This is a genomic window from Clostridium paraputrificum AGR2156 (assembly GCF_000424025.1).
In the GTDB taxonomy this organism is placed as follows: Bacteria; Bacillota; Clostridia; order Clostridiales; family Clostridiaceae; genus Clostridium; species Clostridium paraputrificum.
Genome location: NZ_AUJC01000007.1, coordinates 79491 through 95628, shown reverse-complemented (window position 1 = coordinate 95628; position 16138 = coordinate 79491). Strand labels below are relative to the sequence as shown.

The window sequence follows — 16138 nt, the reverse complement described above, 5'->3', positions numbered from 1 at the left end:
AACTATAATTATTAGGAATTGACTTGTTTTAGGTGTTTTACTTAATAGGGAATGGAGTGTAAATCTTCAACTACCCCAGTAACCGTGAAATGGACAAAATCTAGTTAAGCCACTGCATAATTATTTATGTGGGAAGGTTAGATTGCGGATGAAGTTAAGTCGGGAGACCTGCCTAATAACGATGGTACTATTATTCTCTGAGGGTGGAATTATAGGGTACGTAGGTCATTTTACTTATTGTACAAAAAAGTAGAATGTATATGCATACCTTATGGGTATGCATTTTTTTATCCTATGTTTTCAATTCAAAACCCCATAATGTAAATGGAGGGATTAAAAAATGAAACTAACAAAAAAACTAACAGGTCTTATTTTATCTACTATGATGTTACTAACATTATTAGTAGGTTGCTCAGATAAGGCTGTAACAATGCAAGACAGAGAAGGAAATGACTTTACTAAGCCTAGCAAGGTGGAAAGAATAATATCAACAGCACCATCTAATACAGAAGTTTTAGTTGCGTTGGGAATGGCTGATAAATTAGTCGCTGTAGATAAGTATTCAGAGGATGTTAAAGGAATAAGTGAAGATATACCAAAGATAAATTTTAGAAATCCAGATGCTGAAACTATTATAGGATTAGAACCAGATATAATAATTGCATCAGGACATAATAAAGCTGGAGATGAGGATCCATTCCAAGCTGTTAAAGATGCAGGAATACCTGTAGTATATATTCCAAGTAGCGTAAGTTTTGATGGAATATATGGAGATATTGAATTTATAGGTAACTTAGTTGATAAAAAGAAGGAAGCTTCTAAATTAGTTGAAGATATGAAAAAGGAAGTTGCTGATATAAAAGCAATTGGAGATACAATAACTGATAAGAAAAAAGTTTACTTTGAAATAGGTTCAGGTTCAAAGCTTAGTTCATTTGGTTCAGATACATTCTTAAATGAAGCTATTTCAATAATTGGAGCTAAGAATATATTTGAATCTGAAAAGAGTTGGATTTCGCCAAGTGAAGAATCAGTTATAGCTGCTAATCCAGATGTAATCTTAACAAACCAAGCATTTTTAGATGATCCAATAGGTTCAATTGCTAAAAGAAAAGGATGGGAAGGTGTTACTGCTATTAAGAATAATCAAATATTTCTTTTAGATAAGAATACTACATCACGTCCAAGTCAAAATGTTATAGCTGCATTAAAAGAAATGGCAAAGGCTGTATATCCAGACAAGTATGAATAAAAAGAGAAAGATGTTATTGTGGTTATCACTACCACTAGCATTTTTAGTGATATGTATTGGAACTTCCATTGGAAGTTCCAATATTAATATATTCAACATTATTTCAGTTATTGGGAACAAGTTATTTTCTATTCCTTTAATTGAAGGTGTTGGAAGTAATGACGTAGCGATTATCTGGGTTGTAAGATTTCCAAGAGTTTTACTTGCTTTTATGATAGGAGCAGCACTATCAGTAAGTGGAGCAGTTATGCAGTCAATACTTAAGAACCCTTTAGCTTCACCATATACATTAGGGGTGTCCTCAGGAGCATCTTTAGGTGTAGGAATATATATAATTTTAGGGGTATCAATTCCATTTATAGGGAATTTAGCATTACCTTTTATAGGATTTTTATCAGGGCTTTTAACAGTGATTATGGTTATTTTGTTTGCTAATAGAGTAGATAGAGGTATGTCTAATAATACTATTATTTTATCAGGTATGGTTTTTTCACTTTTTGCAAGTGCTATGCTTACTACCATTTCAGCATTAAATACTCATAAAATTGAGGCCATAACCATGTGGCAAATGGGTTCCTTTAACATGAGAGGATGGTCTTACTTGCTAGTAGGGCTTCCATTCTTTATTGTAGGAGTATCTATTGTATTAAGATATTCTAGGGAAATGGATATTTTAACATTTGGAGAAGATGGAGCAAAAGCAATAGGAGTTGAAACTGAAAAAGTAAAAAAACATTTGTTATTTTCAACAGCAGTGCTTACAGGAAGTGCTGTAGCTTTAAGCGGAACTATAGGATTTATAGATTTAATTGTACCGCATTTAGTGAGAAAGATATTTGGATCAAACCATAAAGTAGTTATACCTATGTGTATTTTATTAGGAGGATCTTTTATGGTTCTTACAGATTTAGTAGCTAGAACTATAATAAGTCCATCTGAATTACCAGTTGGTGCAATAACTGCAATTATAGGAGCACCATTCTTTGGCTACTTATATTTTAGTAAAAGAAGTAGGTGATATTATGCTAAAGGTTAGAAATTTATACTGTGGATATGATGGTAAAGACGTTATAAAAGATTTTAATATAGATATAACTAGGGGACAAAATGTTTCTATAGTTGGTCCAAATGGATGTGGAAAAAGTACCTTGCTTAAGGCAATGGTTAGCTTAATAGATTATAAAGGAAATATATTTTTAGATGGGAAAGAAGTTAAAAGTATAAAGAGAAAAGAGCTTGCAAAAAAGGTGGCTCTTATGAGTCAAAACTCTCAAATATATTTTCCATATACTGTTTATGAAACTGTTGCTTTGGGGAGATATGCTCATATAGATGGAGTATTCGCAAGACTTTCTAAGAAGGATGAGGAAATAATATTAAACTGTCTTAGTAATGTAGGGATTTTAGATTTAAAAGATAAACTTATAAATGAACTATCTGGAGGACAACTTCAAAGAGTTTATCTTGCAAGGGTTTTTGCACAGGAACCTGATGTTATTTTACTTGATGAACCTACAAATCATTTGGATTTAAAGTGTCAGATAGAAATATTAGAACATATAAACAAATGGACAAAGGAAAATCAAAAAACTGTTATTGGAGTATTACATGATTTAAACCTTGTTCAAATGTTTAGTGATGATGTGATTATGTTAAGTGAAGGATATATAGTTTCTAAAGGCAAGACAAAGGATGTATTATCAGAAGATAAACTTAAAGAAGTTTATGGAGTGGATATAAAGAAGTTTATGATAAATGCCTTAGAAAAGTGGAGGTAGATTATAATGAAAAAGTTTGTTATGTCATATAGTTGTGGTAAAGATAGTACACTTTCTCTTTATAGAATGATAAAGGGAGGATATACACCATTAGCTTTATTAGTAACTGTTGATAAAAAAGTATGTAGAAGTTGGTTTCATGGAATCCAAGAACATTTATTAAATGAAGTATCAAAGTCCTTAGAAATAGAATTAGATATGATAAAGTGTCAGGGAGAAGAGTACAAGACTGCCTTTGAAAAAACTTTAAGGAAGTGGAAGGAACAAGGCGCAGATGCTTGTGTATTTGGAGATATAGATTTAGAAGCGCATAGAACTTGGTGTACTGAAAGATGTGAAGCAGTAGGGTTGGAAGCTATATTTCCATTATGGCTTGAAGATAGAGAAGCTTTGACTTATGAGTTTATAGATAGTGGCTTTAAAACTGTTATTAAGAATGTAAGGCTAAAGGATATGGGACCAGAGTTTTTAGGCGAAGTTTTAACAAAAGAAGTTGTTGAAAGAATAAAGGCAACTGGTTCAGATCCTTGTGGAGAAAATGGAGAATATCATACTTTCGTATTTGATGGTCCATTGTTTAAGAATAAAATTCAATTTGAAACAGGGAAGAATATTCTTACAGAAACTCATGGATTTTTAGATATTAGATAGGGTGATAGTATGGAAGCTAAAAGATTAATGTTTTTAGGAACAGCATCTTCTGTGGGTAAGAGTACATTAGCAACAGCTTTTTGTAGATATTATAAAAGAAAAGGATATAATGTTGCTCCTTTTAAGGCTTTAAATATTTCTTTAAATTCTTTTGTTACTAAAGAAGGAGATGAAATAGGAAGGGCACAGGTTGTTCAGGCAGAAGCTTGTGAAATAGAGCCTAAGGAATATATGAATCCAATTTTAATGAAGCCTAGTGCAAACAATAAAACACAAGTTATTGTTAGAGGTAAAGTTTACTGTACAATGGATGGCTATAAGTATAAGGACTTAAATAAGTATTTAAAAGGTGTTGCAAAGGAAGCCTTTGACCATATATCTAAGGACTATGATTTTATAGTTTTAGAGGGGTCTGGAAGCTGCGCAGAAATAAATTTAAGAGAAACTGATATAGCAAATATAGAAATGGCTAAGGTTTCTAATTCACCTGTAATATTAGTTGCAGATATTGATAGAGGTGGGGTATTTGCTTCAATAGTTGGAACCATAATGCTTTTACCTCCAGAAGAGAGGGCTTTAATTAAAGGCGTAATAATTAATAAGTTTAGGGGAAAGAAAGAATTTTTCAAACCTGCAATGAAACAAGTTGAAGAACTTATAAATATTCCTGTATTAGGAGTAATGCCTTATTTTGAATTGAATATTGAGGATGAGGATGGGGTTACAGAAAAGATATCTAATAAAAAGGGAAAAGGTATTGATGTGGTGGTTATAAGATTACCTCATATGTCAAACTTTACTGATTTTAATGTCTTAAGAGCAATGAATGGTATTAACATAAGATATATAAATTCTCCAAAAGAGATTGAAAATGCTAAAATGATTATAATTCCAGGAAGTAAAAATACAATTGAAGATTTAAATTTTATAAAGGAAACTGGATTCCGTGAAATTATCCTAGAAAAAGCTAAAAGTGATACTATAATATTTGGAATCTGTGGTGGATATCAGATATTAGGAAAAGAGATTAAAGATCCTCTAGGGGTAGAGGGAAGTCCTAGAGAGGTAAAAGGGTTAGGATTATTAGATTTAGCTACTACTTTTAATGGAAAGAAGAAGACTAGACAGGTTAAAGCAAAGAATAATGAAGGATTGGTTGTTAGAGGTTATGAAATCCATAATGGAGTAAGTGAATGTTTAGATGATAAATCTATATGGATACAGGGAGAAGCTGGGGAAGTTTTAGGCATGAAGAGTAGAAATGTATATGGAACATATCTTCATGGAATATTTGAAGAAGAGGACTTTGCCTATACCTTTATAAATAAATACGTTAGCCAACTTGAATGCCATGAAAAAGTTAGTTATAAAGAATACAAGATGAATGAGTATGATAAGTTGTGTGATATTTTAGAAGAGAATATAGATATGGACCTTGTTAATTCTATAATTAATGGTAAATAGTTTATGTGGAACTGCTTAGGCAGTTTCTTTTTTCTTTATTAAGTCATTTATAATATTTCTGCATATTATATTTTGAGGAATTTCTATAAAAAAGGATGAAAGAGATGAGTACAAAGAAAAAGTTTGAAGAAGTATCTATAGAATGCATTTTAAAGATTAGTTATGACATTTGGGATAGAAGTATGGAAGAATATAAGAAAACTATGAATGAGTGCAATAATATAACCTATAAAGATGCTATGAAGTATAGATACTATCACTCTAAGCTAACTGGAGATATTGCTTTAAAGTTATATAGGAAGTATATTATTAATAAAGACAATAGGGATGAAAGAATATTATACTTATCAGCTCTTACTCATGATATAAAGAAAATAGATAAAAAGCATAGTCAAGCAGGTGCTGATTGGATAAGAAATAATATAGGTGACTTTTTTGAAATATCAGATGATGACATAGAAAAAGTAGCTTTATTAGTAAGGTATCATAAATCATCAGTAAAAAAGATAGAACACATACAAGATAAAAACATATTAGACTTAATCTTGATTCTTCAAATTGCAGATTCTCTTAGTAAATTTAGAGAAAAATCTGTTTATAAAGAGATAGACCATGATAAATTAAAGAAGAAACTAATAGAAGTTATTGAAAGTTTCAATAAATAGGAAGAGAGGTAGGTATTATGGAAAAAGGATTGCTAATTAAGGTATTGGGTAAAGCTGATGCAGTTAGGCTTGAGGATCAAATTTATAACCTTAGGGGTATTACCAGCAAAGTTAGATATGGCTTAATGGGAAATATGAGTATATTTGATGATAACTTTATAGCTGATGTAGTAAAGGCGTTAGAAGGAATAAATGAGGAGATTAAAGAGATAAAAATAAATGTTGAAGATCCTAATAAGATTGGATATACAAATAGCAGAGAATACTTAAAAAAGTATTTAGAGAGTATATACCATAATATTATAGAGCTTATAAAGAATCTAAATCCTTTCAACGAAAAATTAGTAATTATGCATAATAATCTACTTTGTGATTTTGTACTGAAATATTAATAAAGAGAGTATTAACGGTTTAAATTCGTTAATACTCTTCTTTGATGTTTGGAGTTACGGATACTAGATATCATATATGATTTCTGATATTCTAAAATAAATGAGTAATTATGGGGGGATTGAGAGTGGAGAATGAGAATTTAAAGAATAGAGAAGAAATGAGAGAGATTTATTTAAAGGGAAGAAGAGAAGAATTAAAAAATAAGTCATTTACTTTAATCTCAAATAATTGCAACGGATGTTTTATACTTCATGATTTAGGACTTAAATTTAATACCCCAACTGTAAATCTTTATTTTTCTATGGAAGATTTTATTAAGTTCTTAGAAAGGCTAGATTATTATCTTACATTAGAGCTAGAAGAGGCAGAATGGAGCAAGTATCCAATAGGAAAATTAGGGGATATAAAGATAAATTTTATGCATTATGAAAATTTCCAGTTAGCAAAAGAAAAGTGGGATGAAAGAAAAAAGAGAATTGATAAAAATAATTTATACATATTAGCAACAGAAAAAGATGGGTGTACATATGAACTTATAAAAAGATTTAATAACTTACCTTATAAGAATAAGGTAATGTTAACACATAAACCATATGATGAAGTTAAATCTACATATTATATAAAAGGTTTTGAAAGTAGACATTCTCTTGGATTCATTTTTGAATATAAGGGAGAAAATACATATTTAAAGTATTATGATGATTTTGATTATGTGGAGTGGTTTAATAATGGAGTATATTGATTTATCCTATGAAATAGAAAATAATATGTTGGTATATCCAGGAGATGAAGAGGTATCTATTAAATTTACTAAAAAATATGATAATGATGGGTATACATATTCTGTTTTAAAATCAGGTATGCATGTTGGAACTCATTTAGATTGTCCAATGCATCTAACAGATAGTAGTAAATATATAAGTGAATATACCTTAGAGAATTTTATGGGAGAAGGGGTTATTATAGATGTTAGAGGAAAAGAATTAATAACATTAGAAAAAGAGTATGAAGATTTATTAAATGAAAAGGAAATTGTAATCCTATTTACTGGATATGAGAAATATTATGGAACTAATGCTTATTATGAGAATCATCCTATTATAAGTGAAGAATTAGTGGATTTATTTATAGAAAAGAAAATAAGGATGGTGGGATTTGATATGCCATCTCCAGATAGAAATCCATTTACTATACATAAAAAGTTACTTAATAATAGAATATTTATTATTGAAAACTTATGCAATTTAGAAATGTTAGTTGGTGGAGAGGAATTTAAAGTAATTGCATTTCCATTGAAGATAAAGGGGGAAGGAAGTTTAGTTAGGGCAGTTGCTATAAAATAACATTAATAAGTAAAAATATATACTATTATTTACATTGACATTTATTACTTTTGGTGTTATTCTTAACGAAAAGAAAAACCTTTAATTTGGTCCAGTGAGATCAATAAGGAAGTATTATAATTGCCAAGATTAATTAGGATTATTATGCCTTCCTTATCATAAGGAGGGCTTTTTATTATATAAATAAACCTTTAATTTTAACTCAGAGAAGTTAAGAAGGAGTGATAGACATGATAAACAAACACTTAATTGACCCTATGGATTTATCCCTAGAGGAATTAGACGAAATTTTTGAATTAGCACATCAAATTATCCAAGACCCTAAGAAGTTCTCAAAGGTTTGCGATGGGAAAATCTTAGCAACTCTATTTTATGAGCCTAGTACAAGAACAAGATTTAGCTTTGAAGCAGCTATGATGAGACTAGGTGGTAAAATCTTAGGTTTTTCAGAACCCAATTCTACTTCAGCATCTAAAGGAGAAACTCTTGCAGATACAATAAAGATGGTATCAATATATACAGACATAATTGCGATGAGACATCCAAAGGAAGGAGCAGCAAGGGTTGCAAGTAAATTTTCAAGTGTTCCAGTTATAAATGCAGGTGATGGAGGACATCAACATCCAACTCAAACTCTTACAGATCTTTTAACAATTGAATTCTTAAAGCATGGCTTAAAAGGGCATACAGTAGGTATATGTGGAGATTTAAAGTATGGAAGAACAGTTCATTCATTGATAAAGGCTATGTCTAGATATGAAGGAACAAAGTTCATCTTAATCTCACCAAAGGAACTTAAGATTCCTGATTACATAAGAGATGAATTTATAGAGAAGAAGAATATAGAGTTTAAAGAAGTAGAGAGATTAGATGATGTAATAGATGAGCTTGATATACTTTATATGACAAGAATTCAAAGAGAGAGATTTTTCAATGAAGAAGAGTATTTAAGGCTTAAGGATAGTTATATTCTAGATGTTGAAAAAATGAAGTCTGCAAAAAAAGATATGATAGTAATGCATCCATTACCAAGAGTTAATGAAATAGCTATGGAAGTAGACGAAGATGAAAGAGCTGCATACTTTAAACAAGCTGAGTATGGAATGTATGTAAGAATGGCACTTATGTGCAAGCTTTTGGGGGTGGCGTAGATGTTGGAAATAACAAGTATTAAAAATGGATTGGTTATAGATCATATTGAAGCTGGAATGGGAGTTAAAATATTTAACTACCTACATTTAGATAAGACAGATTACAGAGTAGCTTTAATCATAAACGCAGAAAGTAAAAACTTAGGGAAAAAAGATATAATAAAAATAGAAAAGGATAATTGTGAAGATATAGATTATACAGTACTTGGACTTTTATCACCAAGTATTACAATAAATGAAGTTAAGGATGAAAGAATTGTAAGAAAGGTAAGGCCTGAACTTCCAGAGAAGGTTGAAAATATTTTAATCTGTAATAATCCAAGATGCATAACTGTGGATGAAAAATATGTGCCACATTCTTTCATATTAATGGATAGAGAAAAAGGTACATATAGATGTGAATATTGTGATCACATAACTAAGTTATCAGAAGTTTAATGTATAGGAAGAGAGGTGTTATAGATGAATATTTTAATAAAGAATGCTAAGATTGTTGATTGTGTACAAAACTTTATTGGAGATGTTTTAGTTGAAGGTGGCAGAATAAAGGAAGTAGCAAAATCAATCAATAAAGAAGGTGTAGAAGTAGTTGATGCAAAAGGACTAACTCTAATGCCTACCTTTATTGACACTCACGCACATTTTAGGGAGCCAGGTTTAACTTGGAAAGAAGATATAGAAACAGGTTCAAAAGCAGCAGTTAAGGGTGGGTTTACAGGAGTTTGCTTGATGGCAAATACAAAACCTATATGCTCTTCAAAGGAGGTTCTTGAAGAGGTAAGAAGAAGGGGAAAAGAAGTTGGACTTGCTGATTTACATCAATGTTTATCTATAACAAAGAATTTTGATGGGAAAACTCTAGAGCACTTAGATGAATTAAGGGATGATAAGGAAATAAAAGCAATCTCTGATGATGGAGTAGGAGTTGGAAACGGGAAGGTAATGCATGATGCTTTATTAAAAGCTAAGGAATACGGTTGGGTCGTTATGTCTCATGCAGAAACATCTGAATTCTCTAGGATGGATATGAGAGTTGCTGAAAATATGATGACTTGGAGAGATGTAGAGCTATGTAAGCTAACAGGTGGAAGACTTCATATGTGTCATGTTTCTACTAAGGAATCTATGGAATATATAATAAATGCCAAGCTCTTAGGCACTAATGTAACTTGTGAAGTTACACCTCATCATATAGCTTTAACTAGAGAGGTTAATGATTATAGAGTAAATCCTCCTATAAGAGAAAAAGAGGATGTAGCTTATTTAATAAATGCAATAAAGACTGGTATGGTTGACTGTATAGGAACAGATCATGCGCCTCACACAGAAGAAGAGAAGAAGAAGGGTTCACCAGGAATGGTAGGATTAGAAACAGCATTTTCTATATGCTACACTACTTTAGTAAAAGAAAATGGACTATCACTAAATAAACTTAGTGAAATAATGTCTAAGAATCCATCAGAAATATTAGGAATGAATAAAGGGACACTAGGAATTGGAAGAGATGGAGATTTAGTACTTGTGGATTTAGATAAGAAAGTTAAAATAGATAGTGAGTCATTTGCATCAAAGGGGCATAATACTCCATTTAATGGAATGGAATATTACGGAGAAGTTCAGATGACAATTAAGGGCGGTAAAATAGTTTATAAAAAATAGGAGGATACTATTATGAATATTATGGACAAAATTTATAAAAGAGTTGAAGAAAGAGGAGTTGTCTGTTTAGGATTAGATACAGCATTAGATTATATTCCAGAGTTCTTAAAAGAAGGAATGAATAATGAGGATGCTATAGTTGAATTTAATAAGAGAATTATAGATGAAACTTTAGATGTTGTTGCATGCTATAAAGTTCAAATAGCTTATTATGAAGCTTTAGGATTATCAGGAATGAGAGCGTATAGAAGAACTTTAGAGTATTTAAGAGAAAAGGATGCTATAATAATTGCTGACATTAAGAGAGGAGATATAGCTGCAACTGCAAAGATGTATGCTAAAGGACACTTTGAAGGAGATTTCGAAGCTGATTTTGTTACATTAAGTCCATACATGGGATTAGATAGTATTGAACCATACATGCCATATATTGAAACAGGAAAGAAAGGGATATTCTGTTTAGTAAGAACTTCAAACCCAGGAGCTGCAGATATTGAATTTTTAGATACTGCATCAGGAGACAAGGTTTATCATGTAGTTGGAGATAAGCTAATGAAAATGGGAAAAGAACTTACTGCTGAATGTGGATATCACCCATTAGGTGGAGTAATAGGTTGTACTCATGTAGAAGAAGGAAAAGAGTTAAGAAAGAGATTTAATTCAATGTTCTTCTTAATACCAGGATATGGTGCTCAAGGTGGGAAAGCAGAAGATGTTGCTATGTATTTAAACAATGGAAATGGTGGAGTTGTAAATTCATCAAGGGGAATACTTTTAGCTTATAAGAAGGATAACAAACCAGAAACTGATTTTGCATTAAGTGCTAGAGAAGAAGCTATAAGAATGAGAGATGAGATAAGAGCAGCAGTTAATAATTTATAAAATATAAATTAGGGGGAGAAGAAATGAGCATTACTTATAAGAAATCTAAGGTTCTTTCAAATGAAAAGATAGTTGATGGAATTTATAAGATGGTTTGTGAAGATAAGGGTGAGATAAAGCCAGGACAATTTTACATGTTAAAATTAGATGGACAAACACTTTTACCAAGACCCATTAGTATTTGTGAGAAAAATGGAGATGAAATTACATTTCTTTATGCAGTAGTAGGTAAGGGTACAGAAGAGTTTTCTAAATTAAGATCTGGTGAAGAGATAAGTCTTACAGGACCTTTAGGAAATGGCTTTAACTTAGATGAAGACTTAGGAAAAGTAGCAATAGTAGCAGGTGGAATAGGAACTGCCCCTATGGTTGAAGTTTCAAAGAAGTTAAGAGAAAAGAATCCTAAGGGTATTATAGATATATATGCAGGGTTTAGAGACGAAGTTTATTTAATAGAGAATCTTTCAAAGTATGGTAATAAGGTAGAGGTTTCCACTAATACAGGGAAACATGGACATAAGGGGTTTGTAACTGAGATTTTAAAGGTTGAAGATTATGATACAGTGTTATGCTGCGGACCAGAAGTTATGATGAAGGCAGTGGTTAATATGTGTAAAGAAAAAGGGGTTAAAGTATATGTTTCTATGGAAAAGCATATGGCTTGTGGCGTAGGAGCATGTTTAGTTTGTACATGTAAGACAAAAGATGGACACAAGAGAACTTGTAAAGATGGTCCAGTATTTGATGGATATTATGTAGAACTATAAGGGGGATGAAGTATGTTAAAGGTTAATATAAATGGAGTAGAATTTAAAAATCCTGTTATAGCGGCTTCAGGAACCTTTGGGTTTGGTGCAGAATATAACAACTTTTACAATGTAGGGATTTTGGGAGGAGTATCATCTAAAGGTCTTACAATAAATCCTAAGGAGGGTAATACTGGAATAAGAGTTTATGAAACTCCATCAGGAATGATGAATTCAGTAGGGTTACAAAATCCTGGAATAGAAGGTTTTATAAATAAGGAACTTCCAGAGATGGAGAAGCTAGGGACTAATATTATTGCTAATGTTGGTGGAGGATGCTTTGAAGACTATGCAGAGGCTATAGAGAAGTTAAATGGCACATCAGTTCAAATGATAGAGCTTAACATTTCATGTCCAAATGTTAAATGTGGAGGAATGGCTTATGGAATTAAAGCTGATGTAGCTCATGATTTTGTAAAAGAAATAAAGAAGCTATGTAAAAAGCCTCTTATGGTTAAATTATCACCAAATGCAGAAAATATAGTGGAAATGGCATTAAAGTGTGAAGAGGCAGGGGCAGATTCTTTAAGTTTAATAAATACATTAAAGGGGCTTGCTGTTGATATATATAAAAGAAAGCCAGTTTTTGATAATGTTTATGCAGGGGTTTCAGGCCCAGCTGTTAAGCCAGTAGCATTAAGAATGGTACATGAGGTATCAAAGGCTGTAAGTATACCAGTAATAGGATTAGGTGGAATTACTACAGGTAAGGATGCTGTTGAGTTTATGATGGCTGGTGCTAGTGCAGTACAAATAGGTACAGTTAACTTTATGAATCCAATGGCAGGTAAAGAAATAATTGAAGAGATAGAAGGATTCTGTAGAGAACAAGGAATAAAAGATATTAATGAGATTGTGGGAATATTGTAGGGTAATAAAAGTAGTATAGTTTAAATTACTACAAGATTTTTACCTAGATAATTTACTTAAAATATTAATTTAAAATTTGGAGGATCAATATGCAAGCTTATAAAAAAGAGTTTATTGAATTTATGATAGAATGTGGAGTTTTAACTTTTGGTGATTTTGTAACTAAGAGTGGAAGAAAGACACCTTTCTTTGTTAATACAGGAAACTATAAGACAGGAAGCCAACTTAAGAGACTTGGTGAATATTATGCAAAGGCTATAAAAGAAAACTTTGGAGATGATTATAACATAGTATTTGGACCTGCGTATAAGGGAATTCCACTAAGTGTAACAGTTACTATGGCATTAAGTGATTTATATGGAATAGATGTAAGTTATTGTTCAAACAGAAAAGAAGTTAAGGATCATGGAGATACTGGAATTCTTTTAGGAAGTAAGTTAAATGACGGAGATAAAGTTTTAATAGTTGAAGATGTTACTACATCAGGTAAATCAATTTATGAGACAATGCCAATATTAAAAGAACAAGCTGATGTAAATGCAGTTGGACTTATGATTTCTGTAAATAGAATGGAAAAAGGACAAGGAGAAAAATCTGCATTAGTTGAATTACAAGAAAAGTATGGATTTAAGGCTTGTGCTATAGTTACTATGGAAGAAGTTATTAAATATCTATATAATAGAGAAGTAAATGGAAAAGTAATTATTAATGATGAGATAAAAGCTAGAATAGATTCTTATTACGAGCAATATGGAGCTAAATAAGAATTAAAACAAAAAGGATTATATTGACATTTTATGCTGAATAAGTATATCATATATATGAAGTCATATGACTGACGGAAGTGGAGTATACCACATGAAGTATGACTAAGATAATATGCCGACCGTCTGGGCAATAAGCTCAGATTGTCGGCTTTTTTTATTCTAAATCATTAATTAAGGCAAAATGAGCTTATATATGTTTTAGGAGGTTTAATATGTTTAAAGAATGGGATGGATTTAAAACAGGTACATGGCAACAAGGAATAGACGTAAGAAATTTTATTCAAAAGAACTATAAGTTCTATGAAGGTAATGAGAGTTTTTTAGAGGGAATAACTGAAAAGACTAAGAAAGTATGGAACGAATGTGAAGAACTTATAATTAAAGAAATGAAAGAGGGAATAATTGATGTCGCAACAGATAGAGTATCAGGAATAGACAATTATGAACCTGGATACATAGACAAGAATAATGAAGTTATAATAGGGCTTCAGACAGATGCTCCTTTAAAGAGAATTGTAAATCCTTTTGGTGGAATAAGAATGGTGCATCAAAGTCTTAAGGAATATGGATATGAACTTGATCCAGAAATAGATAAACATTTTTCATTATATAGAAAAACACATAATGAAGGAGTATTTGATTGCTATACAGATGAAATAAGAGCTGCGAGACATGCAGGACTTTTAACAGGATTACCAGATGCTTATGGACGAGGAAGAATAATAGGTGATTATAGAAGAATTGCACTTTATGGTATTGATTATTTAATGGGAGAAAAGAAAAAAGATTTAAAAGAGCTTCAGGGAGATATGCTTGATGAACTTGTAAGAAAGAGAGAAGAAGTTTCAGAACAAATAAGAGCTTTAAATAAAATTAAAAGTATGGCATCAAAATACGGATGTGATATATCTAAGCCTGCATCTAATGCTAAAGAAGCAGTACAAGCTGTATATTTTGGATATTTAGCAGGAGTTAAAGAAAATAATGGAGCTGCTACATCCCTTGGTAGAACATCAACATTTTTAGATATATTTATAGAAAGAGATTTAGAGAGAGGGTTATTAACAGAAAAAGAAGCTCAAGAGTTAATTGATCAATTTATTATAAAACTAAGGTTGGTTAGACACTTAAGAACTCCTGAGTATAATGAATTATTTGCTGGAGACCCTACATGGGTTACAGAATCGATTGGAGGTATTGGTGTTAATGGTAAACCATTAGTTACTAAAAATTCCTTTAGATATCTTAATACCTTAATTAATTTAGGACCAGCGCCAGAACCAAATTTAACTGTTTTATGGTCTCAGAATCTACCAGAGAATTTTAAAAAATACTGTGCTAAAATCTCAATTGCCACAGATGCTATTCAATATGAAAATGACGATATAATGAGACCAGTATATGGAGATGACTATGCAATAGCTTGCTGTGTTTCAGCAATGAAGGTTGGTAAACAAATGCAGTTCTTTGGAGCTAGGTGTAATGTGGCAAAATCATTATTATATGCTATAAATGGTGGGATAGATGAGATAAAAGGAACAAAAGTAGTTCCAAGTATAGAAAAAATAGAAGATGAAATATTAGATTTTGATAAGGTTAAGAAAAACTACTATAAAGTATTAGAGTATGTAGCAAAGCTTTATGTAGATACAATGAATATAATTCATAATATGCATGATAAATATGCCTATGAATCAGGACAAATGGCTCTTCATGATACAGATGTTGAAAGGCTAATGGCATTTGGTATTGCAGGACTATCTGTTGCAATAGACTCCCTTTCTGCAATAAAGTATGCAGAGGTTAGACCAATAAGAAATGAAGAGGGAATAGCAATTGATTTCGAAACTGTTGGAGATTTTCCTATGTATGGGAATGATGATGATAGGGCAGATGATTTAGGAGTTGAACTAGTAAATAAGTTTATATCAGAGCTTAAGAAACATCCGTTATATAGAGGGGCAATCCATACATTATCAGCCTTAACTATAACATCAAATGTAATGTATGGTAAGAAGACAGGTACAACTCCTGATGGAAGAAAGAAGGGGGAACCTTTAGCACCAGGAGCAAATCCAATGCATGGTAGAGATAAAAATGGTGCTTTGGCATCATTAAACTCAGTGGCTAAAATACCATATAGAGGGGTGTGCCAAGATGGTGTGTCAAATACATTTTCTATTGTACCTGATGCATTAGGAAAAGATGAAGAGACAAGGGAGAATAATTTAGTGTCTATATTAGATGGGTATTTTATTCAAGGGGCTCATCATTTAAATGTTAATGTATTAAATAGAGCAATGCTTGAGGATGCTATGGAAAATCAAGATAAATATCCAACACTTACTATAAGGGTGTCAGGCTATGCTGTAAACTTTAATAGGTTAACTAGAGAACAACAGCTTGAAGTAATAAGTAGAACTTTCCATGAAAGTTTATAATTAATATTTTGCTCCC

At 31.4% G+C, this 16138-nt stretch carries 17 protein-coding genes and 2 riboswitches; all 17 genes read left to right on the top strand.

What is annotated here, in order from left to right; genetic code table 11:
• Nucleotides 1–13 precede the first annotated feature (13 nt).
• Nucleotides 14–190: riboswitch (cobalamin riboswitch) on the top strand.
• A 150-nt stretch (nucleotides 191–340) separates the two neighbouring features.
• The gene (locus tag G594_RS0108400) at nucleotides 341–1252 is read left to right on the top strand and encodes an ABC transporter substrate-binding protein (RefSeq protein WP_027098178.1); all 912 of its coding nucleotides are present in this window, start codon (nucleotides 341–343) and stop codon (nucleotides 1250–1252) included.
• Complete coding sequence (locus G594_RS0108395; protein ID WP_027098177.1) at nucleotides 1245–2270, top strand: FecCD family ABC transporter permease; 1026 nt, start codon at nucleotides 1245–1247, stop codon at nucleotides 2268–2270. The genes G594_RS0108400 and G594_RS0108395 overlap by 8 nt, the downstream gene beginning before the upstream one ends.
• Nucleotides 2271–2274: 4 nt before the next feature.
• Nucleotides 2275–3030, top strand: a complete 756-nt coding sequence (locus G594_RS0108390) for an ABC transporter ATP-binding protein (RefSeq protein WP_027098176.1) — start codon at nucleotides 2275–2277, stop codon at nucleotides 3028–3030.
• Nucleotides 3031–3033: 3 nt separating this feature from the next.
• On the top strand, nucleotides 3034–3681 hold the full coding sequence (locus G594_RS0108385) for a Dph6-related ATP pyrophosphatase (protein ID WP_027098175.1): 648 nt from the start codon (nucleotides 3034–3036) through the stop codon (nucleotides 3679–3681).
• A 9-nt stretch (nucleotides 3682–3690) separates the two neighbouring features.
• Nucleotides 3691–5145, top strand: coding sequence for a cobyric acid synthase (locus tag G594_RS0108380; protein WP_027098174.1), 1455 nt, complete (start codon nucleotides 3691–3693; stop codon nucleotides 5143–5145).
• Between the two features lie 104 nt (nucleotides 5146–5249).
• Nucleotides 5250–5810, top strand: a complete 561-nt coding sequence (locus tag G594_RS0108375; protein ID WP_027098173.1) for an HD domain-containing protein — start codon at nucleotides 5250–5252, stop codon at nucleotides 5808–5810.
• Nucleotides 5811–5827: 17 nt separating this feature from the next.
• Nucleotides 5828–6202, top strand: coding sequence for a hypothetical protein (locus G594_RS0108370; RefSeq protein WP_027098172.1), 375 nt, complete (start codon nucleotides 5828–5830; stop codon nucleotides 6200–6202).
• A 125-nt stretch (nucleotides 6203–6327) separates the two neighbouring features.
• Nucleotides 6328–6945: a DUF1919 domain-containing protein gene (locus tag G594_RS0108365; protein WP_027098171.1), complete on the top strand. Its 618-nt coding sequence runs from the start codon at nucleotides 6328–6330 to the stop codon at nucleotides 6943–6945.
• Complete coding sequence (locus G594_RS0108360) at nucleotides 6932–7546, top strand: cyclase family protein (RefSeq protein ID WP_207636987.1); 615 nt, start codon at nucleotides 6932–6934, stop codon at nucleotides 7544–7546. Before G594_RS0108365 ends, G594_RS0108360 begins: the two co-directional genes overlap by 14 nt.
• Nucleotides 7547–7776: 230 nt before the next feature.
• Nucleotides 7777–8697 (top strand): aspartate carbamoyltransferase, encoded by a 921-nt coding sequence (gene pyrB / locus G594_RS0108355; RefSeq protein WP_027098169.1) that lies wholly within the window; start codon nucleotides 7777–7779, stop codon nucleotides 8695–8697.
• The gene (locus G594_RS0108350) at nucleotides 8698–9135 is read left to right on the top strand and encodes an aspartate carbamoyltransferase regulatory subunit (protein WP_027098168.1); all 438 of its coding nucleotides are present in this window, start codon (nucleotides 8698–8700) and stop codon (nucleotides 9133–9135) included.
• A 24-nt stretch (nucleotides 9136–9159) separates the two neighbouring features.
• Nucleotides 9160–10356 carry a dihydroorotase gene (locus tag G594_RS0108345; protein ID WP_027098167.1) on the top strand — a complete coding sequence of 399 codons (1197 nt, stop codon included), beginning with the start codon at nucleotides 9160–9162 and terminating at the stop codon, nucleotides 10354–10356.
• 12 nt (nucleotides 10357–10368) lie between these two features.
• A complete protein-coding gene (gene pyrF, locus G594_RS0108340) occupies nucleotides 10369–11238 on the top strand; it encodes an orotidine-5'-phosphate decarboxylase (RefSeq protein WP_027098166.1) in 870 nt (289 codons plus the stop codon).
• Between the two features lie 23 nt (nucleotides 11239–11261).
• Nucleotides 11262–12005: a dihydroorotate dehydrogenase electron transfer subunit gene (locus tag G594_RS0108335; RefSeq protein ID WP_027098165.1), complete on the top strand. Its 744-nt coding sequence runs from the start codon at nucleotides 11262–11264 to the stop codon at nucleotides 12003–12005.
• A 12-nt stretch (nucleotides 12006–12017) separates the two neighbouring features.
• Nucleotides 12018–12914: a dihydroorotate dehydrogenase gene (locus tag G594_RS0108330; RefSeq protein WP_027098164.1), complete on the top strand. Its 897-nt coding sequence runs from the start codon at nucleotides 12018–12020 to the stop codon at nucleotides 12912–12914.
• A gap of 89 nt (nucleotides 12915–13003) precedes the next feature.
• Nucleotides 13004–13678, top strand: a complete 675-nt coding sequence (gene pyrE / locus G594_RS0108325; RefSeq protein ID WP_027098163.1) for an orotate phosphoribosyltransferase — start codon at nucleotides 13004–13006, stop codon at nucleotides 13676–13678.
• Between the two features lie 57 nt (nucleotides 13679–13735).
• A riboswitch (ZMP/ZTP riboswitch) is annotated at nucleotides 13736–13817 on the top strand.
• Nucleotides 13818–13893: 76 nt separating this feature from the next.
• Nucleotides 13894–16122 (top strand): formate C-acetyltransferase, encoded by a 2229-nt coding sequence (gene pflB / locus G594_RS0108320; RefSeq protein WP_027098162.1) that lies wholly within the window; start codon nucleotides 13894–13896, stop codon nucleotides 16120–16122.
• Nucleotides 16123–16138: the final 16 nt, after the last annotated feature.